Origin of the sequence: Flavobacterium panacis, from assembly GCF_024649945.1 — a bacterium.
GTDB classification, from domain to species: Bacteria; Bacteroidota; Bacteroidia; order Flavobacteriales; family Flavobacteriaceae; genus Flavobacterium; species Flavobacterium panacis.
Window position 1 is genome coordinate 98,563 of the sequence record NZ_JANKMS010000007.1, and the last position, 22,778, is coordinate 121,340.

A 22,778-nucleotide genomic window follows, 5' to 3' on the forward strand; every position below is an offset into this window, starting at 1 on the left:
ATGAGCCTAGAATTTAAAAAAGAACTTCCTATAATCGGAATTATTTTGATTCCTTTTATTTATTTAGCAACAGTTTGGAATACTCTTCCTGAAATAGTTCCTGTACATTGGAATTCTAAAGGAGAAATAGATGGGTGGGGAAATAAATTTACTTTGATAGTAATGCTTTTAATGCTTCCCGTTTTGACTTATGTTATTTTGTCTGCAATTACAAAGATTGATCCTAAAAAAAGAATGTCTTTGATGGGAGGAAAGCTGTATCAGCTTAAATTTGTTTTGGTTCTTTTTATGTCACTTCTGGCTTTGTTTATTGTGTATAGCACTAAAAGTCAATCTATTTCTAGTCCAAGTTTTGTCTTCGCGTTAGCAGGTGCTTTGTTTATGATTTTAGGCAACTATTTTAAAGTGATTCGACCGAATTATTTCATCGGTATAAAAACACCATGGACCCTAGAAAGCCAAGAAGTTTGGAAAACAACACACTTATTTGCAGGAAAGCTTTGGTTTATCGCAGGGTTGGTTATTATTTTAGGAAGTTTAATTTTTGAAAGTGATGTTTTCTCTAAAGTATTTTTGACAATTGTCTTTAGTATAGCAATTGTGCCAATAGCATATTCTTATTTAAAATATAGAAGCTTAAAAAAGAAAGGAAGTTTATAAAATCGATTAATTATGATAAAAGTAATAATTGTTCTCGTAGAATTGGTAATGCATTACATTATAAAGTTTTAGTAAAAAAGGTTCGTATTGAATGCAATACGAACCTTTTTTATTGATGCTCATTATCTTTTTAAAGAAAAATGCCCTCTAAATTCTTTACCATCAAATTTAATGGCCGTAAACCAATAATCTGAAGCGGGTTGAAGTTGACCAATGTAAGTTCCGTCCCAGAAAGCATTAATACTAAATTCTTTTAATAATTTTCCGTAGCGGTTAAATATCCTAATAGAAGAATTTGCTGCTAAATAATCAGGATCTATTGACCAAGTGTCATTAAAACCATCTCCATTTGGAGTAAAGAATTTTGGATAAGGAAGTTCATCGACTAAATTAATACAATTGCCTACTGTTGCTTCTAGAATGTGTATGGTTACAGGAATTCTGTCACTTTCACAATTGGTGATGGTCTGAGAGGCATAATAAGTAATTCCGTTTTCAAGGGAAGTAGATTCTGATAAATGATTTGTAGAAGAAGAACTCTCATACCATTTTATGTTTTGTCCAATAATATCAATATCACTGATTTTGGTGTTTTTTTGAATACAAAATTGTTGTGGAGAATTGGCAATTGGAATCTGAATTTCATTGATTTTGACTTTAATAGCAAATCGTTCACTTTCGCAATTGTTCAGAGTTTGTGTAACGTAGTAGGTACTATTTTGTAGCAAGGTGGTTTCTGCTAAAGTATTTCCGTTTGTTGGAGCATCGTACCATTTAAGAGAAGTTCCTGTTATGTTTAGATCTTCGATAGTTGAAAGTTTATTGCTGCAGAATTGTTGTTCATTACTTCCAGTTGGTGCAGGCGTGTCATAAATTTTAATTAAAACAGGAATTCTGTCACTTTCGCAATTGATTGTTTGTGAAGCATAATAAGTTCTGTTGTTTTCTAATAAAGTTGCATTTGATAAAGGAGAGGCAGAAAAACTGGTGTCGTACCATTTTATATTTTTTCCTGACATTTCTATGTTTCCTAATGATGCATTATCACTTTTACAAAACACAGAGTTTATTACAGATGGAGCATTCGGAATAACATTTAAATGAGCGGTAACAGCTAATCTTTCGGTGCTCTCCGCACAATTTTCATTTTGTTGAGAAGCAAAATAGATTTTTCCATCAACAAGAGTAGTCGTTTTTAAAAGCGGAATCGTTGAAGTTGGAGAGTCATACCACTTAATGTCATTTGACTTAGGATTTAAATCAGAAATTTTACTATCTACAGAGCAAAAAGACTGATCGGGATCACCGTTTGGTTTACCAGTTTCACATTGTGCTAGTTTTAGAATATAACCATCTCGATTTATTGTCACGATATTTATAGTTCGTAATGTATGTTGTTGTGTTAGTGAAGGATCGAAATCACATGTCCACATAAAATCTCCAGATAAATAGGTCTCGTTGTTCAGAAGTTTTATGTTTTTTATTTGAAACAAAGAGCAATTGTTGTAAGGGCTCAATTGAGGAGTTTCATGTCCAATTTTAAAACCATTTACAAAATTTCTATTAGCATCAAGTTTTAAATAGAAGCCCTCTCCATAATCACTAATAGAAGTCAAGTTAAAAGCAGATGAGGAAGGATCAAAATCAACTGTGCCTTTAAAGCTTCCAACAAATACTAAATTGCCATTGTAATCTTCTGCCACAGAATAAAAATCGACATAACCGTTAAAAGGTTTTTCAAATTCTTTTACATCTACAAAATCTCCATCTAGATTTAAATAAATTATAAAATTATTTGCAAATACGTTTACGGTTGAAGAGGGAGAAGGGTCTACGTCAATTGTACCATTGTAAATATTTTTATGGCTTATTAAAATTATATTTTTTTCAGTGATATGAAAAACATCTGCGCTTTGGTTTGTAAATTTTCTTTCCCAGATAATTGAATTATCAGTTGGATTAATTTTATATAGACTTTTCCCATTAAGTAAATTTAGATTTCCATCTTTACCAACAATAACTTTAGAATTTGCAATGTCTCCATTTTCATTGTCAAATGTTTTTATCCACTCGATATTTCCAGAACTATTAATTTTAAGAATATAATTGTCTACTCCTGTTGATGTTAAATTTAATGGTGGGTTAGCTGGGCTTAGAGAAACAGTGCCAATAAAATATCCTGTTATATAAATATTATTTTGATTGTCTATGTCAAACGAATTTGGATTTAAAGTGGCTCCATTAGAAAAATTTCGAGGTATATTTATTGTCGAAATAAGATCTCCATTTGGTTTAAGTTTTATTATACTAATGTTACTATCCACTATATTTTTAGTAGTATCTAAGTTAGAAGTAGTAGCAAAAAGATTTACATTTCCATCTTTATCTAATTTTATTCCATAAGTATATTCTCCACCTCTCTTGTAATTGCCAAAGGTTTTACCCCAAACATAATTTCCGTTTTTATCCATTTTTACTAGATAAAGTCCACGAAAATTTTGAATATTAGAATTGTTTATAATTTCAACTCCATTTTTAGTTGGATCTAAATCAAATAAAAAAGATTCTGTTTCTCCAAAAATATAAGAGTTTCCGTCCGAATCAAGTTCCATTTTATTTGCAAAATCGTTATAATCGTCACGAATGCCTTTTATTTGTCCAACCCATTTAAAGTTTTGAGCAACAATAGGAAATGGAACCAATGAGATAAAAAATAATAATAAAATGAAGCGTAATTTTTTTGATTCTTTCAAAATTGGTTGGTTTTGGTTAAAACAAATGTAATTAAATATCTACAAAACAAAATCAAAAAAACAGAAGCCTGACGAATAAAATCTTTTCACTAAAAAGTCCACAATAACCTGTATTTTTGCAAAAAAATAATTCCCTTTTGAAAACAAAACTTTTTGTAATTACGCCACCTTTTACGCAACTGAATACACCGTATCCGGCAACGGCGTATATAAAAGGTTTTCTAAATACCAAAAGTATCGAATCGGTTCAAGCTGATTTGGGTATTGATGTGATTTTAGAATTGTTTTCGAAAAAAGGATTGATTGATTTGTTTCAATCCAACAACCCACAACCCACAACCGACAACTGCAAAAGAATTTTTGCTTTACAGGATGAATACATCAAAACGATTGATTCTGTAATTCAGTTTTTGCAGGGGAAAAACCCAACTTTGGCTTTGCAGATTTGTCAGGAAGATTTTCTTCCCGAGGCTTCTCGTTTTGCACAGTTAGAAGAACTCGATTGGGCTTTTGGAACAATGGGAACTCAAGATAAAGCCAAACATTTGGCAACGTTATATCTTGAAGATATTTCGGATTTTATTGTAGAGTGTGTCGATGAGAATTTTGGTTTCAGCCGATATGCAGAACGGTTAGGAAGAAGTGCTAATTCTTTTGATGAATTATATAACGCTTTGCAACAAGAACCAACTTATATTGATTCGATTTTAATTTCGCTTTTAAAAGCTAAAATTGAAACTGTAAAACCAACTTTATTTTTGATTTCTGTTCCCTTTCCAGGGAATTTATATAGCGCTTTCAGATGTGCACAATGGGTAAAACAAAATCATCCTGAAATTAAAATTTCGATGGGAGGTGGTTTCCCAAATACAGAATTACGTTCACTTTCTGATAAACGTGTTTTTGAGTTTTTTGATTTTATTACCTTAGATGATGGAGAAGTTCCAATTGAAGAATTAATTTTTCATTTAGAAAACCCAGATTCTGATTCTTTTAAAAGAACATTTTTATTAGAAAATGGAGAAGTGGTTTACAAAAATAATTCCTTGAAACACGATTATAAACAAGCTTACGTAGGAACGCCCGATTATTCTGATTTGCCTTTGGATAAATATATTTCAGTGATTGAAATCGTAAATCCGATGCACAGAATGTGGAGTGACGGCCGTTGGAATAAACTCACCATGGCGCATGGTTGTTATTGGGGAAAATGTACTTTTTGTGATATTTCTTTAGATTATATAAAAGTCTACGAACCTGTTGCAGCAAGTTTGCTTTGCGACCGAATTGAAGAATTAATCGAAAAAACAGGTCAAAACGGATTTCATTTTGTGGATGAAGCCGCGCCACCCGCTTTAATGCGTGCTTTGGCGCTTGAAATTTTAAAAAGAAAACTAGCTGTAACTTGGTGGACGAACATTCGATTTGAAAAGAGTTTTTCAAAAGATTTATGTCTGTTACTAAAAGCTTCTGGCTGTATAGCTGTTTCTGGTGGTTTAGAAGTTGCTTCAGACCGATTGTTGAAATTGATTGACAAAGGCGTTACAGTAGAGCAGGTTGCAAAAGTAACCCGAAATTTTACCGAAGCTGGAATTATGGTGCATGCGTATCTAATGTACGGATATCCAACACAAACCATTCAAGAAACGGTTGATAGTTTAGAAATGGTTCGCCAATTGTTTGAAGCTGGAGTTTTGCAATCTGGATTCTGGCATCAATTTGCACTTACGGCTCATAGTCCGGTTGGATTGTATCCAGAGAAATTTGGCGGTACTAAGAAAACAGAAACTATTGGAACTTTTGCCAACAATGATATTGAATACAGTGATTCAACAGGAATTAATCATGACAAATTTAGTTTCGGTTTAAAGAAATCACTTTTTAATTTCATGCACGGAATTTGTTTTGATTACGAATTACAAGATTGGTTCGACTTTAAAATTCCGAGAACAAAAATTCATCCCGATTTTATCTTTAATGCTTTAGAAGAACAGAATGATTTCAATACAAAACCAAATGCAAAGGTCGTTTGGCTTGGTGGAAAACCTTCTGCAGAAATTTTTACCAAATCAAAAAAAGGAAGAAGCTGGGAAATGATGGCATTAACTTTTCATGATAAAAAAGAAAGTTTCGATATTCAAACCAACAGAGAAGAAGGAGAATGGTTAGTTTCAATTTTATCTAAAATAGCCGTTTCAGGTTCTAAAAGTTATACTTTTCAGGAAGTCAAAAATGATTTTGAAACTGAATTAGAAGATTTCGAATTGTTTTGGTATTCTAAACCAATCAATACTTTACGTGAATTCGGTTTGTTGGTACTTTAATATTCAAGACATTCGCCATCTTTTGGAATAGCAGTTTTATTTAAAAGCCCATGATCTGAAAGTGCAGTTTTTAATTGTAATCTTGTTGTTGGACAATGGTTTAAAGCTTCAAGATGATTGGCTAAAACCTTTCCTGGTGCTAGTGTTACGAATTTCAGTATATCATCCATTCGCATTAATAGAGGTTGTCCAAAATCTAATCGAGCTGTTCCGCAGGCGACAACCGAAATGTCTGGTTTTAATTGTGTTAACACTTTTTCGACATCTTCTGTAAAAATGGTATCAGAACTAACGTAAATTGATTTTTGATCTGCCAATTCAATAAGAAATCCCATTACATTTCCCATTAATTTAGCCACAAAACCGTAACCGTGTCTTGCTGGAATTCCGGTGATTTTTCCATCTAGAAATTTTTGAGGTTCCCAATATTCTAAAGTCTGGATTACGCTGAGTCCTCTCTGAACAAGTGCTTTTTCATCTTTAGAATTACAAATTACAGGAATGCTTTTTCTTCTTAAAAAAACTTCACCAGCTTTATCAATATGATCCGGATGTAAATGTGTAATCAAACAATGTGTGACTCTGCTTAATATGTCACGACTGTTTTTGGGCAATGCCACCAACGGATTTCTTTTAGGTTTGTATCTGAAAATAGTAAAAGGCGGAATCGTTTTTCTTTTACCTAACATTGGGTCAACTAAAATGACATGCTTTTCTGTTTCAATTACCAAAGTGGCATTTCGCAAATGATGTAATTTCATATCCAGTAAAATTAGATATTAAAAATACGAAGTTTTTCGAAAAAGTGCTTACACATTTTTCTTTATTTTTAACAGAATTGATAGTATTGAATTTATGTATTTACAAGAAGGTTATCATACTTATTTTATCTATATTCTTACGAATAAAGCGAAATCTGTTTTTTACATAGGTGTTACAAATAATCTCAAAAAAAGATTATTAGAACATAAGGAAAATATTTTATTAGATAAAAATACTTTTGCTTCAAAGTACAATGTCGAATTTTTAGTTTATTATGAAAAGTTTACTTGGATTCAGGAAGCAATTGCAAGAGAAAAAGAATTAAAGGGTTGGAGGCGAGAAAAGAAAATAACTTTAATTAAAACTATGAACCCAGATTTGGAGTTTTTGGAATATTAAAGACAAAGTTTTTGACGTCTTACAATCAACGTCTAGTTTGTCATTCCGACGAAGGAGGAATGACAAGCTTTGTGGTTACTGTTTGTGATTTAAGATTGTCAGAAAAGACAAGGTTTTGAGATTTTTTTTAAGATATTGATTATCCACACAATATGTCATTCCGACGGAGGAGGAATCTCCGTAAGTAGCTCGTCAAAGATTGGTGAAAAACTGCACGGAATAACATCGTGGAGATTCCTCCTCCGTCGGAATGACAAACTTTATGGTTACGTTATGTTTAAACAGTAAAAAGTTGTGATTTACCCAATAGAAAACCTAAACCCAATGCCGTGTAAGTTTTCAATCGAAATGCCTTCTTCATTGGCTAAGATTTTACGAAGACGTGAAATAAAAACGTCTAAACTTCTTCCCATAAAATAGTCGTCGGTTCCCCATAAAGAAGTTAGGATTTGTTCACGTTTTAAAACAGAATTTTTATGATCCAGGAAAAGCTTTAATAATTCAGCTTCACGTTGTGTCAATCCGACTTTTTCCTCGTCATTAAAAAGAATAAAGTTTTTGGTATCAAACTGATATTTTCCTACTTCATAAATCGTTTTTGGTGGTGGAATGTTTTTCTGTGAACGTTTTAAAAAGATTTCAATTTTCAACAATAATTCTTCAATACTAAAAGGTTTTACCAAATAATCATCGGCACCCAAACGAAGACCTTTAATACGGTCTTCTTTTAAAGTTTTAGCAGAAAGAAATATAATTGGAACATCAACATCAATTTTTCTAACTGCAGCCGCCAAATCAAAACCATCCATTTTGGGCATCATAATATCAAAAACGCAAATATCGAATTCCTCTTCTTCAAAAATTTTAAGCGCTGATTTTCCGTCAGAACAATGAATTACTTCGTAATTGTTTTGTTCCAGATTATCTTTAGTTAGAAACGCAAGAGTTTCATCATCTTCAGCATAAAGTATTTTGAAATTTCTCATTTTTTATAAGGAATAGATAAAGTTATTGTGACACCTTTTTCTTGATTATTTTCGGCTTTTATTTTCCAGTTTTGCAGACTGCAGATTTCTTTTACATAATACAAACCAAGTCCAAATCCGTTTACTTCGTTGCTTTTCTCATTTTGAACACGATAAAACTTATCAAAGATAAAGGATATTTTTTTAGGAGTAATTCCAATTCCGTTATCAATAAATTCAAGTTTTAAACAGTTGCTTTCTTCTGTAATTTTAATTTGAATTTCAGGTTTTTCGTTGCAGTATTTTACCGCATTATCCAATAAATTATATACTAAATTACCAAAATGGAAAGAATCTGTTTCTAATAAATATTCGCAGGATATGGCATCAATAGAGATAGAAGCTTCAGGATATTTAAGTTTAATATTTTCTATAGCTTCTTCAATTATCGGAATAATTAGAATGCTTTCTTTTTTAAGTTCTAAAGGTGTATAATCTGATTTTGCTATGTTTAATATTTTTTCGATATGTCCATTAAGTTTATTCCCTTGATTGATGATAATATCAGTGTAAGTAAAGAGTTTTTTATCTTCTTTGATAGGTTTTTGTTCTATCAAATATTTCGACGCAATTAGAATCGAAGCTAATGGCGTTTTAAACTCATGCGTCATATTATTGATGAAATCACGTTGTAATTCTGAATATTTTTTCTGTTGTAAAAGTTTAAAAATAGAATAAACATAAATCAACAAAATCAGGATTAAAGCTGTAGAAAGAATAAACCAAAAGCGCATGGAACTAAACAAATAAGTAGTTTCATTTGGAAAGCGAACGGCGAAATAATAAACCAGTGATTTATGTTTCGGAAAGTAAACCGTTTTTTTGCATTCCGCTTTTTTCTTCGAAAGTGAAATATAATCGCCATAAACCATTTCGTCACTCTGGCAATTATACATTGCATATTCAAAATCTGTTGTAATGTTCATTTTTTTGAATTCCGTTTTTAGATAAAATTCTAAAATATCGGGTTCAAATTCATTATCGACATTTACAATGTAATAATCATTGGCAATTTTCTGTACAGGATTTTGCGCAGGAAGTTCGTGATTGGTTCCTTCGTATAATTTTTTAGCCACTTCCAGTAAAGCAATATGTGCTTTTTGACTCAGTTTTTTTTGTTCAATTGTAAAAGCCTCTTTTGTCCATAGCAATTGCGCCACCAGAATACTAATGATGGCTATCAATCCTAAGAGAATGATACTGTTGAGTTTATTGATTTTCAAGAATAAAGAATTTTAAAAGTGTAATATTAATCAATTTTAGCCTGAAAACAGGCGATTAACAAGTCATTAACAAACGTTTGAAACCAGTTAACAGCGATTTGAATTTGTCTGAATTACCTTTGTAATATCAAAATGAACTATAAACCATTTTAAATATATCCGTTATGAAAATGATCAAAATTTCGATGTTAGCTTTGGCTTTAGGGCTAATGTCTTTTTCGGCAATTGCTCCAGTAAAATCTTTAGTTTCAGAAACTGCAATTTCAGTAACTACAGCTTCTACAATTGTTTGGAAAGCAGAAACAATTGATGTTGGACAAATTCCACAAGGAACTCCAAAAGCAATTGTTTACGAATTTAAAAACACTGGAAAAACTGCTGTAGTGATTACAAACGTTCAAGGATCTTGCGGATGTACAGCTACAGATTACACAAAAGAACCAGTTCAGCCAGGTAAATCTGCAAAAGTTACTGCAACTTACAACGCTGCCAACAAAGGTGCTTTTACAAAAACGGTGACTGTAACGACAAGTGCAGAAACAACACCAAAAATCCTTACTTTAAAAGGTACGGTTATTTAAGATTTTTAATAGGTTGGTTATATGGCGAAAGCTCCAGACATGAAAATTGTTTGGAGCTTTTTTTGTTTCTAGAAATGGGATTTTTATTTAATAGAATTTTTTTTACTTTTAATAAAAATTCCTACTTATGAAAATTTGGTATACGCCCTTAATTGCAGTTGTTTTTTTTGCTGTTTTTTCGTGTAATTCGAAAGCAGATAAGAAAGATGAAAATACAGTAAAAAAAGTTGAAAAAATTCCAGAATTAAAACTTACAATTGATACGGTTCGTATCGCAAAGTTTTATGAAACTTATCCCAAACTGGCAAAATTTAAAACAGATGTTACTTCTCTATATCTAAAAAACAAATCGACTCAATTGTGGCAAGACAATAAAGGAGTTGTTGAGTTTGGAAATACCTTATTCAATCAATATAAAAATTTAGATCAAGAAGGATTAAAAGCAAACTATCCTTATAAAGAAGAACTGAATTCTGTTTTTGAAAATAATCCAGCCAAGAAATTATCCAAAGAAGATACCGATTTACTCCTTTCCAATTTGTATTACTATTATGCAGAAAAAGTTTATGCGGGTTTTGATGAAAAAACAAGTATTTCGTTAGAATGGCTTTTGCCTCGAAAAAAGTTCAATTATCAAGTGCTTTCTGATTCTATCTTTAAAAAATCAACCATTTTGGATGATAAGAAAAAAAAGATGTTCAGTCAGTATTACAAACTTCGTGATGCTTTAAAGGAATATAGAGAAATTGAAAAAAATGGAGGATGGAAAACTATTGAAGCTGGAGAAGGTTATAAATCTCTGAAAGTTGGCGATTCATCAGATGTTGTTGCGCAGATTAGAGAAAGGCTTTTTGTAACCAAAGATCTTAAAGAAGATACTAAAAGTGCGGTTTGCGATACGACTTTAATAAAAGCAATGAAGAACTATGAAGTTCGTCATGGTTATACTCCAAAAAGCACAATTTTGCTAGAACATATTAATGATTTAAATATTCCAGTTTCAGATCGAATAAAAACGATTATCGCGAATATGGAACGTTGCCGTTGGATTGATCCAGAATTGGAAAAAGGACAAAAATACATTGAAGTAAATATTCCAGAGTTTAAATTGTATATCATAGAAGACGGAAAAATTGCTTTCACATCTGCAGTTGTGGTAGGAAAAGCCATGACCAAAACCGTAATTTTCAGCGGTATGATGAGTAATATTGTTTTCAGTCCGTATTGGAATGTCCCACCGAGTATTATAAAATCGGAGATAAAACCTGGAATGGCGAGAGATAAAAACTACTTACAAAAGAAAAATCTGGATTGGAATAACGGTTCTGTTCGCCAGCTTCCTGGAAAAAATAATTCTTTAGGTTTAGTGAAGTTTTTATTTCCGAATTCAAGTAATATTTACCTGCACGATACACCTTCAAAAAGTTTGTTCGAAAGAGAAAGTCGAGCGTTCAGTCACGGTTGTGTACGAGTAGCAAAACCAAGAGAATTAGCAATTGAATTACTAAAAGTTGATCCGCAATGGAATCCAGCAAGAATTGACAAAGCAATGCATGCCGGAAAAGAAAGTTGGTACACGCTTAAGAAAAAAGTTCCTGTTTATATCGGTTATTTTACCGCTTGGGTAGACCGCGAAGGAAATCTAAACTTCTATAAAGATATTTACGGAAGAGACGAAAGTTTAATCAAATTACTGACTGAGGAGTAAAAGTTTACTATGATTTTTCACGCAGATTTGGCAGATTTCAGCAGATTTAAAAAGATTTTTTTATAAAATAAATCTGCGTTCATCAGCTTAAATCTTTTTTAAATCTGCGTGAAAATATTATTCAGATAAAACATCAATACATTTATAAAAGCGTTTGGTATAATGTTCTGTATCAAGTGCTGTTATAGTTACTTGCTGTGCTTTTCCTGATGACGCATGAATAAATTTCGACTGCATTCCGTTGGCTTCACAGATAATACCAACATGGCCTATAATGTTTTTATTTTTATATCCGTAGAAAACCAATACATCCCCCACTTTAAAATCTTCTGGTTTTAATGTCTTGCCTATGTTTTTATATCCGCCTGAACTTCGAGGCAATGTCTTTCCAAAATGATTAAAAACATAACTCACAAAACCCGAGCAATCAAAACCTTTTTGTGGATTACTACTGGCATATACATACGGAATTCCCAGATGTTTTTTTGCAAAAGCAATAATAGAATCACGACTGATTTCTGTTTGAGGTTTAGTATTTTGAACAACTATTTGAGGCTCTTTCTTTTTTAAATTAAAGGAAGAAAGTAAAATAACAGGCAGTAAAAATAACAATAGGCGTAATCTCATTTTTTTAATCTTAAGTAAATTGAAACGCTAAATATAAAGTGTTATTTTATTTTAAAAAGAACAAAAACACCCTAAAAAGTACGAATATGTATTTTTAGTCTCCAAATGATGTGTTTATGTGGTGTTTTTTTATTGCATTTTGACATTTTAGTATCTTTTTAGATATTTCCTTTCTAATATATTTGTGAATCGTATTTATATTTTAACAAATAAATTATGTTTCCCAAAAAAATAGCATTTTTAATTTCGTTTTTGCTGATTTCGATTATTTCGACTTCTCAAACTCTAAATTCAAATAAAACTTTTCTGTATCAAGGCAGAGTAGAAAATTTACAAAATGATAATGTCATTTTAATTGGAAGTGCCTCTTCGGTTTCTTTCAATTTTACAGGAAAAGAATGTTCAATTTCACTTCAAAGTGTAGATGCTTACGAACATCATAATTATGTTTCTATAGTTTTAGATGGAAAATACATTGGAAAAATTAGAATTGAAAAAGGAGCAGTTCAATCTTTTCCCATAAAGGTGACTTCAAATCAAAAAGAACACAGACTTGAAATTTATAAAAATACAGAAGCACATACTGGCGGAGTTCTTTTTGCTGGAACAACGGCTAAACTGACTTCAATTTCATTTAAAAAGAAAAAGAAAATAGAATTTATCGGAGATTCGATTACGTGTGGAGCTGCGAGCGACGGTTCTGATATTCCTTGCGATAAAGGAGAATATTATGACCATCACAATAGTTATTACGCTTATGGACCAACACTTTCCAGAGCAATTGGAGTTGATTATTTAATGAGCTGTGTTTCTGGAATCGGAATGTATCGCAATTGGAATGACGAAAATAAAGAGGAAGTAATAATGCCAGATGCTTATCCCAATTTGTATTTGACAAAAGATAATTCAAAACCTAAATATGATTTTGCTTTTCAACCTGATATTATTAGTATTGCTTTAGGAACCAATGATTTCTCTGATGGAGATGGTAAGAAAGAACGCTTTCCTTTTAATCCTGAAAAGTATGTTTCGAATTACATCCATTTTATAAAAATGTTGTACGAACATAATCCGAATGTTCAAATTGTGATAACCAATAGTCCAATGGTTGGAGGCGAAAAAGGAGTTGTTTTTGAAGATTGTCTGAATAAAGTTAAAAACGCTTTCGCAAATGATAAAATACACAAACCAATTAGGATTTTCAAATTCAAACCAATGACTCCAAAAGGTTGTTTAGGGCATCCTGATGTGGCAGATCATAAAGTTTTGGCAGATGAATATGCTCCATTTTTAAAGAAGTTACTAAATGAGAAATAATATCTATAAGTTTGTTTTCTTTTTATTGATTTCCAGTACTATGATGGCAAACGTTTCCCTTCCGAATATTTTTAGTGATAATATGGTTTTACAACGCAACTCTGAAGTGAAAATTTGGGGTTGGGCAAATCCAAAAGAAGAAATAAAACTGGTTTTGAGTTGGAACAATCAAGAGTACAAAACCGTTGCAAACAATCAAGCAAAATGGGAATTAACGATTAAAACTCCAGAAGCTGGCGGACCTTTTACAATTTCTATAAAAGGTTATAATGAAGTGATTTTAAAAAATATTCTAATTGGTGAAGTCTGGCTTTGTTCAGGACAATCAAATATGGAAATGTCGGTAAGTTGGGGAATTGACGACGGGGAAGAAGAAATGAAAAACGCAACAAATCCGAACATTCGTTTTTTTACGGTTCCGAAATTAACTGCTACAAGTCCGCAGAATAATTTGCTTGGAAACTGGACAGAATCGACTCCAGAAACGATGAAATATTTTAGTGCGATTGGTTACTTTTTTGCCAAACGCCTTCGCGAAGATTTGAAAAATGTTCCAATCGGATTGATTTCTTCGAATTGGGGAGGAACTCCTGCAGAAATCTGGATGCCGGAAGAAGTAGTAAATAATGATCCGCTTTTATTAGAAAATGCCAAAAAACTCAACGAACAAGAATATGGGCCAAGGCAACCTGGGCGCGCTTACAACGCCATGATTTATCCAATTGTTGGATTTAAAATTGCTGGAACGCTTTGGTATCAAGGAGAATCGAATGTTGGTTCTTTGGTTTATGATAAAACTTTAGGTGCTTTAATTACTTCTTGGAGAAAAGAATGGATTGACAATTTTCCGTTTTACTATGTTCAGATCGCACCATTTAAAACGGGTTCCAATAATTTCTCAAACGTGACAGTTAGAAATTCACAGCGAAAATTATTGAAAGAAGTTTCCAAAACAGGAATGGTTGTCATTAGTGATATTTCGGATACGATTGATATTCATCCAAAAAATAAAAAATCAGTTGGAATTCGTTTGGCTAATTTGGCTTTGGCTGAAACGTATAAAACCAATTCAAATTTGGTAAATGGTCCTCTTTTTAAAGACGTTAAAATTGAAAAAAACAAAGTAATAGTTTCTTTCGATTATGCTGACGGACTTTATTTTAAAGACAAAAAATCGAATCAATTTGAAGTTGCAGGATTGGATGGAACTTTCTATCCTGCAGAAGCTTCGATTAAAAATAATGAAGTGATTCTGACAAGTAAAAAAGTTGTAAATCCAGCAAAAGTGAGGTTTGCGTGGGGAAATACAACGCAGTCGGATTTGTTTAATAAAGCGAATCTACCTGCTTCTTGTTTTGTTTCTGAGAATTGAGATTTTAGATTTTAGAGTGTAGATTTTAGATTTTAACCAATTTGTTAGGCTGAGCGAAGTCGAAGCCCGCAATACATAATTTGAATCTCGCAGAGACGCAAAGACGCAAAGTTTTTAAAGCTTAGTATATCAGTATCTTAGAACCTTAGCACCTTTAAAAAAAGAAACTAACTAAACCATCATGAAGAATCGAAAAATAATTATTATCGGGGTTTTGTCCCTGTTTACTGTTGGAAATATGAATGCACAAAAAAAGCCGTATCTGGATAAGAATAAAACTGTTGAGCAGCGAATCGATTTGCTTTTACCGTTAATGACGCTGGAAGAAAAAGTAGGGCAAATGAATCAATATAATGGTTTCTGGGATGTTACAGGACCAGCACCAAAAGGTGGAACAGCCGAATTAAAATACGAACATTTAAGAAAAGGATTAGTCGGCTCGATGTTGACGGTTCGTGGTGTGAAAGAAGTTCGTGCTGTGCAGAAAATTGCAGTTGAAGAAACTCGTTTGGGTATTCCATTGATTATTGGTTTTGACGTAATTCATGGTTATAAAACGTTAAGCCCGATTCCGTTGGCAGAAGCGGCGAGTTGGGATTTAGAAGCGATTAAAAAGTCGGCGGCAATTGCGGCAGATGAAGCTTCGGCATCTGGAATTAACTGGACTTTTGGACCAAATGTTGACGTTGCCAACGATGCACGTTGGGGACGTGTGATGGAAGGTTCTGGAGAAGATCCTTATTTGGGAAGTAAAGTGGGCTATGCACGTGTGAAAGGTTTTCAAGGAGAAACAATTGCTGATCTTCAAAAAGTAAATACGATTGCTGCTTGTGCAAAACATTTTGCTGCGTATGGTTATGTTGAAGCGGGATTGGAATACAATATTGTGGATATCAGTAATTCGAAATTGTACAATTCTGTTTTACCTCCTTTTGAAGCGACGGTTGAGGCTGGAGTTCGTACGTTTATGAATTCATTTAATACTTTGAATGGAGTTCCGGCAACTGGAAATGCCTTTTTGCAAAGAGATATTTTAAAAGGAAAATGGAAGTTTGACGGATTTGTAATTTCGGATTATGCTTCTATCCGTGAAATGATCGCACATGGATATGCAAAAGATGAAGCAGATGCAACAGCAAAAGCAGTAATTGCAGGTTCTGATATGGATATGGAATCATATTTATATGTGGCAAAATTGGTCGATTTGGTAAAATCTGGAAAAGTAAAAGAAGCTTTGGTTGATGATGCCGTTCGCAGAATTCTTCGTGTGAAATTTGAATTGGGATTATTTGATGATCCGTACCGATATTGTGATGAAAAACGTGAAAAAGAAGTTGTTGGAAGTAAAGCCAATAATGACGGCGTTTTGGATATGGCAAAGAAATCTATCGTTTTATTGAAGAACGAAAAGAATTTGTTGCCACTAAAGAAATCGGGACAAAAAATCGCTTTGATCGGTGCTTTGGCAAATGATAAAAATAGTCCGTTGGGAAGCTGGAGAATTGCGGCTTCTGATGACACTGCTGTTTCTGTTTTAGAAGGAATGCAACAATACAAAGACAATCAGTTGACTTTTGAAAAAGGAGCTGATTTATTAAAACAAAAAGCAACTTTTTTGACCGAAACTCTTTTCAATACAACAGATAAAAGCGGTTTTGAAGCAGCAAAAAAAGCAGCAAAAAATGCTGATGTTGTGGTAATGGTTTTAGGAGAACACGGATTTCAAAGTGGTGAGGGAAGAAGTCGTACAGATTTGAACTTGCCAGGATTACAACAAGAATTATTAGAAGAAATCTACAAAGTAAATCCTAATGTGGTTTTGGTTTTGAATAACGGCCGTCCGTTGAGTATTCCGTGGGCTGCAGAAAATGTTCCAGCAATTGTGGAGGCTTGGCATTTGGGAACTCAAGCTGGAAATGCAATTGCGCAGGTTTTGTACGGAGACTATAATCCAAGTGGAAAATTACCAATGTCGTTTCCTAGAAATGTTGGTCAAGTGCCAATTTATTACAATAAATATAGCACAGGAAGACCAATTGACAGCGATAAAAATGTTTTCTGGTCGCATTATATGGATGTGGAGAAAACACCTCAATTTCCATTTGGTTTTGGATTGAGCTACACAACTTTTGATTATAAAAACTTGAAATTGAATAAAACGTCTTTCTCAAAAGGTGAGAAAGTTCAGGTAAGTGTTGAGGTGACAAACTCTGGAAATTATGATGGAAAAGAGGTTGTTCAATTATACATTCATGATGAATTTGCTAGTATTATTCGACCAATTAAAGAATTAAAAGGTTTTGAATTGATAAATCTTAAAAAAGGAGAAACGAAAACAATAAACTTTACTTTGACAGATAAAGAACTTGGTTTTTATGATAATGATGGTAAATATTTAGTAGAACCAGGAACCTTTAAAATCATGGTCGGAGGAAGCTCCGATAAAGGTTTGCAAAGTGGTTTTGATATTCTTTAAAGGTTCAAAGTAACAAAGCAACAAAGGTTCAAAGTTTTTTGAATAGCCCCTAGCTTTAGCTAGGGGAAAAATATTTTAAGTCTGAAAAGGCTTTAGCCAAACTGTTTCTAGTTCGGCTAAAGCCTTTTTTTTCGCTTATCATTTTTACATCCAGCTAAAGCTGGACGCAATTGAATCTTAATAAATTAAACTTTGCGACTCTGCGACTTTGCGAGATTTAAAAAAACAGCATTAATAAATTTCTAAAATCATTAGTTGATCATTAGAAATAAATGATTCTATAATTTCTTTTTTTGAAATGAGTAATTCAGCTAATTGCTTTGTGTTTTTATTAAAAGTTTTTAGGATTATGACTTTTGGTGGAACGCCTTTGAGTGAAAACAATTCGGAAAATCATTATCAACTAGTTTTGTAATTCTCCACGAAACATTAGCATCCAAAAGCAACTTCATTATGCTGCAATTATTTTGGTAATATTTTCTCTATTTGCGGCAAATGACAAAGCCGCCAGAATATGTTCTCTTTTTAATTCTGGAAAATCTTCGATAATTTCTTCGAAAGACATTCCTGTAGATAACCAAGAAAGAATATCAGAAATACAAATACGCGTCCCTGTAATAACAGGTTTTCCAAATCTGATATCAGGATCTATTGAAATTAAATTTTGCCAGTTATTTTCCATATTCTTTGTATTTGAAACAAATTTACAAAATTAAATATGAATTAAGATATGCAGTTTTATTTGCCACGAAGGCGCTAAGACGCAAAGTCTTTTTTCGCCACGAATTCACGAATTAATTGTTTTAAAATTCGTGAATTCGTGGCGACTTCTTTTTAATATAAAAATCTTAGTGACTTTGTGCCTTCGTGGCAAAATTTTGTATTTTTAAAATCTATTTAAACTCCAACCATTTAAATCAAAATAATGAAATACAATAGATGCGGAAGAAGCGGTTTATTACTTCCAGAAATTTCCTTAGGATTATGGCACAACTTCGGTTCAGTAGATAATTTTGAAAATGCCGAAAGTATTGCCATTGAAGCTTTTGATAAAGGAATCACACACTTTGATTTAGCCAATAATTACGGACCAGTTCCAGGTTCTGCAGAGGAGAATTTCGGAAAAATATTATGGCATAATTTTCAGGGAAATCTGCGTGATGAAATTGTAATTTCTACCAAAGCTGGTTACACTATGTGGGATGGACCTTACGGCGATTGGGGATCTCGAAAATATTTATTGTCAAGCTTAGACCAAAGTTTAAAGCGAATGAATATTGATTATGTTGATATTTTTTATTCGCATCGTCCAGATCCGGAAACTCCAATTGATGAAACCATGATGGCTTTAGATCACGCTGTTAGAAGCGGAAAAGCGTTGTATGTTGGAATCAGTAATTATTCTGCGGAACAAACTAGAGTTGCGGTTGATGTTTTGAAACAATTAGGAACGCCTTGTTTGATTCATCAAGCGAAATATTCGATGTTACAACGTTGGGTTGAAGATGGTTTGTTAGATGTTTTGGAAGAAAAAGGAGTTGGCTGTATTGCATTTTCGCCTTTGGCGCAAGGACTTTTAACAGACAAATATTTAAACGGAATTCCAGAAAACTCAAGAGCACACAATCCGAATGGACACTTGAGAGAAGATGAGGTAACACAGGAACGCATTCAGAAATTAATTCAATTGAATGAAATTGCTAAAAATAGAAATCAATCTTTGGCACAAATGGCTTTGGCTTGGTTGCAAAAAGATAAACGAATTACTTCTGTTTTGATTGGTGCAAGTTCTGTAAAACAATTATGTAACAATATTGATTGCTTACAGAACACAGCGTTTTCTCATGATGAATTGAATGCGATTGAGAAGATTTTAGCGTAATACTGGTAAAATGTAATTTGTAAAAAGTAAAATGATAAAAAAAAGGGACAATATTAGTCCCTTTTTTTATTTGATAATCATAGCCAAACCTCCACCGCTTGCTAATCTATATTTCAATTTCGTTGTAGAATCAACCGTAACAATTTCCTTTTTATAATCAATTGCGGCTTTATCTGCATTTAAACCATCAGAGAAAATCTCGGCATGGAATTTTTTGCCTTTTTCAAGGAAAGAAAAATCAATTGTAATATCTCTTGAATCCCAATTTGTGATGGCTCCTAAATACCAGCTATTGTCTTTTTTTCGGGCAATAGAAACGAATTTTCCAACTTCTCCGTCAAGAGCAATAGTTTCATCAAAAACTGTTGGAACTTTAGCGATAAAGTCTGTGCTTTCTTGCGCTGCCATAAAAGCGGTTGGACTATCTGCCATCATTTGTAAAGGAGCTTCAAAAATCGTGTAAAGTGCCAATTGATGGCATCTTGTTCCCTGACTCATTGGAGTGGAATGACTTGGTTTGAATTCGCTTTTTGTGGCATTTCGCATTGCGCCCGGAGTATAATCCATCGGACCAGCCATCATTCGGATAAACGGAATTGTGGTGTCGTATAATGGAACATCATCGTTAGGTGTCCATTTGTTATTTTCTAAACCTTTTACCCCTTCAAAATTCAAAATATTTGGAAAAGTTCTTTGAATTCCGGTTGGTTTATACATGCCATGAAAATCGATAATCAATTTATGATTGGCTGCTTTTTGCGAAATGTCATAAACAGAATTTACCATTTTAGCATCATCACGATCTAAGAAGTCAACTTTAAAACCTTTTACGCCTAATTTGGAATAATTGTCGAAAACGGCTTCCGTATTTTTAGTCAGCGCCATCCAAGACGCCCACAAAATAATACCAACGTTTCTTTCTTTCGCGTAGGCGATTAAAGCTTCCAAATCAACATTTGGATTGTGTTTCATAATATCGGTTTCTACGCTCCAGCCTTCATCCAAAACGACATATTCAACTTTGTTTTTAGAAGCAAAATCAATGTAATATTTATAGGTCTGCGTATTAATTCCAGCTTTAAAATCGACATTGTAAATATTCCAATCGTTCCACCAATCCCAAGCTACTTTTCCAGGTTTTATCCAGGAAATATCTTTTATACGGGAAGGTTCTGCTAGTTTCTGAACCATATCATTGTTGGCTAAAGCAGCATCATTTTCAGAAATCACAATCGCTCTCCACGGGAAAGTTCTCGTTCCTTTTGTTTTCACCAAATAATCGGCTCTTTCAGTAATCAGTTTGTTGAGGTAGTTAAATCCGCCGTTGGTTTCTTGTACAGGATATTTAGAAAAACGAGATTCAAATCCTGTTTTTTCTTTATTATTCGTTACAAATAATCCCGGATAATCTTCTAAGTTGGCTTCTAGAAAAACAGCTTTTTTATGATTTTTATAATCAATTAAAAATGGCAGAAATGCTAAAGTGTCTTTTGAAAATTCACTTATTTTTTTGTTTTCATAATGAGACTCAAAAGAAGAAATAAATTGATCTTTCGGATTTCTTAAATCTCTCACATACGGCATCAAAGTGTTGTAATCTTTATCAAAATTTAAAACGACTTCTTCCCGTTTAACAGTAATGTCTTTTTTCTTTTTGGTGATAAATCGATACGCTGCGCCATCATCAAAAACAAGAAATTCAATACTGAAATCGTTCTTAAAATTTAAAGTCAGTTGATTGTAATGATTTTGAACCGATTTCTTTTTGTAAAGTGGAGTTTCAAATGAAGTATTTATCGTTTCTTTTTTTGAATTAATGACAACTGGATTTTTTCCTAAAATCTGATTTTCATCCAAAGTCAAAGACATTTCTGAAGGTGCTAGAATTAAATCTTTTTCATGTGAAATCGACCAAGAAATTTTATCATCCACATTAATTTTTACTTCAATTTTTCCATCGGGAGAAGTTACTGTGAAATCCTGTTTCTTCTGTGAAAAAGAAAGATTTAGGAATAGAAAACAAAAAAGAATAAATGTATTTTTCATGCTGTTTTTTTTGAAACCATATAAGTGATATAAGTTTATTCAATAAAAAATCTAATTTAATCTGCATTAATCTTTTTAAATCTGCGTGGAAAAATCTATGCGCAAAAAAAATTTCACGCAGATTTAAAGAGATTAATGCAGATGTGCACAGATTAAATTTGACTAAAATGAACTTATATCACTTATAGGGTAAAAATTATTTTTTCTTCAATTCTAAATTGTATTTTTTTACAATTTCCAAAGTCGATTTATCTCCATTAAAAACCGAATTCAAACCTTGAGGTTCTTGTGGAGGATCTGTTGTTAAAGGCTCTCCGGGATTCCATTTCCCGTCAGGGTGAATTGCTTTTCCTTCGCCACCATAACCCCAGAAATTCGCTGCTTGTAGCGGACCTCCATTTTTGCTGCTTTCAACCACTCTCCCGAAAATGTAACTATAAAATTGATCGCGATAAACAGAAGGCGCTCCTGCATTTAAATTTTCATGTTCTCTCGGAAGTCCGAATTCTTCAATAATAATCGGTCTTTTTAAGTTGTTGGCTACTTTAATATGATCGTCAATATATTTTCCTGCATTTTCAATTGTTGCTGGCATTGTAGCTTCGGCATTATCGGCTTTGAACCAATTCCAGTTTTTTGGCCAGATGTGCATCGTCAAATAATCAATATTCGGATTTTGATGCGTTCTTTCAAAGATTTCCATGCTGTCGTTAGAACTGTTTTTTCCTTCAGAACCCGTAGAAACTAAATGATTTTTGTCTAAACTATCAATTAAATCCACAATGTTATTGAGCCATTTGGTGAATTTAACTTCGTTTTCTGTTGTAAAAGTTCGAGGTTCATTTCCAACCTGCCAAGCCATAATCGTGTTGTCTTCTTTGTATTTCTTTTTAGAATATGCGTTTGTTCTTCCAACAATAAATTTCACATGATTATTCAACGCTTCCATACAAGGTTCACAGCTGTGAAATTGCTCTGTATAAGCCATAAACTGAGGCCAAGTATTTGGTGGAATAGCAGGAACCGGAACCGTACCTTTTCCATTCCATTCCAAATATTGAGACATACCGCCAGACCATTCCCAGTTATTGGTTAAATATAAAACAGCATACATTTTACGTTTGCTCATTTCGTTGATCAAGAAATCCAATCCATCCAACAAATCTTCATCGTATTTTCCTTGTTCATATTGCAAAGCAGGACGAACCGTGAAATCATATTTTCCACCGTCTGCACCAACCAAAACACGAAGATTATCAATTCCGTTTTTCTTCATTACATCCAATTCGCGTAAAAGCCTTTTTCGATCTCCTATTTTTTTAGAAGCTAACATACTTCCGTACCAATAATTCGTTCCGATGTACGAATAAGGTTTATCGCCTTTGTAAAATTGGTTTCCTTTTACCGTAATTTTTTCTTGAGCATTACATGCAATTGCGGTCAAGATTAAGGCTAACGAAAGAGTTTTAAAAAATCTGTTTTTCATAATTTGTATTTTAAGGAGCTTAATCCTGCTATCCGTTACAATCTTTTGTGCCGAACCCCGGCACAAAAGGATTTTCACTTCTATCAGGGCTAGGGCTTTACGTTATTTAAGAGGTTTTGATTTCAACTTGAAACTTT

Annotated in this window: 18 protein-coding genes; 9 read left to right on the forward strand and 9 right to left on the reverse strand. The window is 32.9% G+C overall.

Annotation, left to right across the window (positions count from 1 at the left end):
* Entirely contained in the window at nt 1–660 is a 660-nt protein-coding gene (locus NQQ59_RS15500) for an SdpI family protein (protein WP_144218388.1), read from the forward strand.
* 122 nt (nt 661–782) lie between these two features.
* Here the strand turns inward: NQQ59_RS15500 and NQQ59_RS15505 are convergent, their stop codons facing one another.
* A complete protein-coding gene (locus NQQ59_RS15505) occupies nt 783–3,413 on the reverse strand; it encodes a T9SS type B sorting domain-containing protein (RefSeq protein ID WP_144218390.1) in 2,631 nt (876 codons plus the stop codon).
* 137 nt (nt 3,414–3,550) lie between these two features.
* Between NQQ59_RS15505 and NQQ59_RS15510 the strand changes: the two genes are divergently transcribed.
* The gene (locus tag NQQ59_RS15510; protein WP_257698379.1) at nt 3,551–5,737 is read left to right on the forward strand and encodes a B12-binding domain-containing radical SAM protein; all 2,187 of its coding nucleotides are present in this window, start codon (nt 3,551–3,553) and stop codon (nt 5,735–5,737) included.
* On the opposite strand, the gene NQQ59_RS15515 is transcribed toward NQQ59_RS15510, so the two are convergent.
* A complete protein-coding gene (locus tag NQQ59_RS15515) occupies nt 5,734–6,498 on the reverse strand; it encodes an MBL fold metallo-hydrolase (RefSeq protein ID WP_144218394.1) in 765 nt (254 codons plus the stop codon). The two genes, NQQ59_RS15510 and NQQ59_RS15515, sit on opposite strands and share 4 nt — an antisense overlap.
* Before the next feature lie 94 nt (nt 6,499–6,592).
* Here NQQ59_RS15515 and NQQ59_RS15520 point away from each other — a divergent pair, with 94 nt between their 5' ends.
* Complete coding sequence (locus NQQ59_RS15520) at nt 6,593–6,898, forward strand: GIY-YIG nuclease family protein (RefSeq protein WP_144218397.1); 306 nt, start codon at nt 6,593–6,595, stop codon at nt 6,896–6,898.
* 299 nt (nt 6,899–7,197) lie between these two features.
* Here the strand turns inward: NQQ59_RS15520 and NQQ59_RS15525 are convergent, their stop codons facing one another.
* Entirely contained in the window at nt 7,198–7,884 is a 687-nt protein-coding gene (locus tag NQQ59_RS15525; protein ID WP_144218399.1) for a response regulator transcription factor, read from the reverse strand.
* Nucleotides 7,881–9,146, reverse strand: coding sequence for a sensor histidine kinase (locus tag NQQ59_RS15530; protein ID WP_144218401.1), 1,266 nt, complete (start codon nt 9,144–9,146; stop codon nt 7,881–7,883). The genes NQQ59_RS15525 and NQQ59_RS15530 overlap by 4 nt, the downstream gene beginning before the upstream one ends.
* A gap of 164 nt (nt 9,147–9,310) precedes the next feature.
* Here NQQ59_RS15530 and NQQ59_RS15535 point away from each other — a divergent pair, with 164 nt between their 5' ends.
* Both NQQ59_RS15535 and NQQ59_RS15540 read left to right on the forward strand, forming a co-directional pair.
* Nucleotides 9,311–9,727 (forward strand): DUF1573 domain-containing protein, encoded by a 417-nt coding sequence (locus NQQ59_RS15535; RefSeq protein ID WP_144218403.1) that lies wholly within the window; start codon nt 9,311–9,313, stop codon nt 9,725–9,727.
* Nucleotides 9,728–9,854: 127 nt separating this feature from the next.
* Nucleotides 9,855–11,435: a L,D-transpeptidase family protein gene (locus tag NQQ59_RS15540; protein ID WP_144218405.1), complete on the forward strand. Its 1,581-nt coding sequence runs from the start codon at nt 9,855–9,857 to the stop codon at nt 11,433–11,435.
* Between the two features lie 117 nt (nt 11,436–11,552).
* Here NQQ59_RS15540 and NQQ59_RS15545 read toward each other — a convergent pair whose 3' ends face one another.
* On the reverse strand, nt 11,553–12,062 hold the full coding sequence (locus tag NQQ59_RS15545; RefSeq protein ID WP_144218407.1) for a C40 family peptidase: 510 nt from the start codon (nt 12,060–12,062) through the stop codon (nt 11,553–11,555).
* 216 nt (nt 12,063–12,278) lie between these two features.
* On the opposite strand from NQQ59_RS15545, the gene NQQ59_RS15550 reads away from it, so the two are divergent.
* From NQQ59_RS15550 to bglX, 3 genes are all read left to right on the forward strand, one after another.
* Complete coding sequence (locus NQQ59_RS15550) at nt 12,279–13,379, forward strand: SGNH/GDSL hydrolase family protein (protein ID WP_144218409.1); 1,101 nt, start codon at nt 12,279–12,281, stop codon at nt 13,377–13,379.
* Nucleotides 13,369–14,751 (forward strand): sialate O-acetylesterase, encoded by a 1,383-nt coding sequence (locus NQQ59_RS15555; protein WP_144221570.1) that lies wholly within the window; start codon nt 13,369–13,371, stop codon nt 14,749–14,751. The genes NQQ59_RS15550 and NQQ59_RS15555 overlap by 11 nt, the downstream gene beginning before the upstream one ends.
* A gap of 181 nt (nt 14,752–14,932) precedes the next feature.
* A complete protein-coding gene (gene bglX, locus NQQ59_RS15560) occupies nt 14,933–17,227 on the forward strand; it encodes a beta-glucosidase BglX (protein ID WP_144218413.1) in 2,295 nt (764 codons plus the stop codon).
* Between the two features lie 231 nt (nt 17,228–17,458).
* Here bglX and NQQ59_RS25350 read toward each other — a convergent pair whose 3' ends face one another.
* Together NQQ59_RS25350 and NQQ59_RS15565 are read right to left on the reverse strand one after the other, a co-directional pair.
* Entirely contained in the window at nt 17,459–17,611 is a 153-nt protein-coding gene (locus tag NQQ59_RS25350) for a DUF5615 family PIN-like protein (protein WP_353955827.1), read from the reverse strand.
* Nucleotides 17,612–17,678: 67 nt separating this feature from the next.
* A complete protein-coding gene (locus tag NQQ59_RS15565) occupies nt 17,679–17,909 on the reverse strand; it encodes a DUF433 domain-containing protein (RefSeq protein WP_144218415.1) in 231 nt (76 codons plus the stop codon).
* A 243-nt stretch (nt 17,910–18,152) separates the two neighbouring features.
* On the opposite strand from NQQ59_RS15565, the gene NQQ59_RS15570 reads away from it, so the two are divergent.
* Complete coding sequence (locus NQQ59_RS15570) at nt 18,153–19,109, forward strand: aldo/keto reductase (protein WP_144218417.1); 957 nt, start codon at nt 18,153–18,155, stop codon at nt 19,107–19,109.
* 66 nt (nt 19,110–19,175) lie between these two features.
* Here the strand turns inward: NQQ59_RS15570 and NQQ59_RS15575 are convergent, their stop codons facing one another.
* Nucleotides 19,176–21,155 carry a glycoside hydrolase family 97 protein gene (locus tag NQQ59_RS15575; RefSeq protein ID WP_144221572.1) on the reverse strand — a complete coding sequence of 660 codons (1,980 nt, stop codon included), beginning with the start codon at nt 21,153–21,155 and terminating at the stop codon, nt 19,176–19,178.
* Between the two features lie 196 nt (nt 21,156–21,351).
* The gene (locus NQQ59_RS15580) at nt 21,352–22,641 is read right to left on the reverse strand and encodes a glycoside hydrolase 5 family protein (RefSeq protein ID WP_144218419.1); all 1,290 of its coding nucleotides are present in this window, start codon (nt 22,639–22,641) and stop codon (nt 21,352–21,354) included.
* Between the last annotated feature and the right edge of the window lie 137 nt (nt 22,642–22,778).

Excerpts from the sequence above, each read along its gene's own strand:
- NQQ59_RS15500 (WP_144218388.1), top strand. The coding sequence starts at position 1 with ATGAGCCTAGAATTTAAAAAAGAACTTCCTATAATCGGAATTATTTTG.
- NQQ59_RS15515 (WP_144218394.1), bottom strand. The coding sequence starts at position 6,498 with ATGAAATTACATCATTTGCGAAATGCCACTTTGGTAATTGAAACAGAA.
- NQQ59_RS15520 (WP_144218397.1), top strand. The coding sequence starts at position 6,593 with ATGTATTTACAAGAAGGTTATCATACTTATTTTATCTATATTCTTACG.
- NQQ59_RS15525 (WP_144218399.1), bottom strand. The coding sequence starts at position 7,884 with ATGAGAAATTTCAAAATACTTTATGCTGAAGATGATGAAACTCTTGCG.
- NQQ59_RS15535 (WP_144218403.1), top strand. The coding sequence starts at position 9,311 with ATGAAAATGATCAAAATTTCGATGTTAGCTTTGGCTTTAGGGCTAATG.
- NQQ59_RS15540 (WP_144218405.1), top strand. The coding sequence starts at position 9,855 with ATGAAAATTTGGTATACGCCCTTAATTGCAGTTGTTTTTTTTGCTGTT.
- NQQ59_RS15545 (WP_144218407.1), bottom strand. The coding sequence starts at position 12,062 with ATGAGATTACGCCTATTGTTATTTTTACTGCCTGTTATTTTACTTTCT.
- NQQ59_RS15550 (WP_144218409.1), top strand. The coding sequence starts at position 12,279 with ATGTTTCCCAAAAAAATAGCATTTTTAATTTCGTTTTTGCTGATTTCG.
- NQQ59_RS15555 (WP_144221570.1), top strand. The coding sequence starts at position 13,369 with ATGAGAAATAATATCTATAAGTTTGTTTTCTTTTTATTGATTTCCAGT.
- bglX (WP_144218413.1), top strand. The coding sequence starts at position 14,933 with ATGAAGAATCGAAAAATAATTATTATCGGGGTTTTGTCCCTGTTTACT.
- NQQ59_RS15565 (WP_144218415.1), bottom strand. The coding sequence starts at position 17,909 with ATGGAAAATAACTGGCAAAATTTAATTTCAATAGATCCTGATATCAGA.
- NQQ59_RS15570 (WP_144218417.1), top strand. The coding sequence starts at position 18,153 with ATGAAATACAATAGATGCGGAAGAAGCGGTTTATTACTTCCAGAAATT.
- NQQ59_RS15575 (WP_144221572.1), bottom strand. The coding sequence starts at position 21,155 with ATGAAAAATACATTTATTCTTTTTTGTTTTCTATTCCTAAATCTTTCT.
- NQQ59_RS15580 (WP_144218419.1), bottom strand. The coding sequence starts at position 22,641 with ATGAAAAACAGATTTTTTAAAACTCTTTCGTTAGCCTTAATCTTGACC.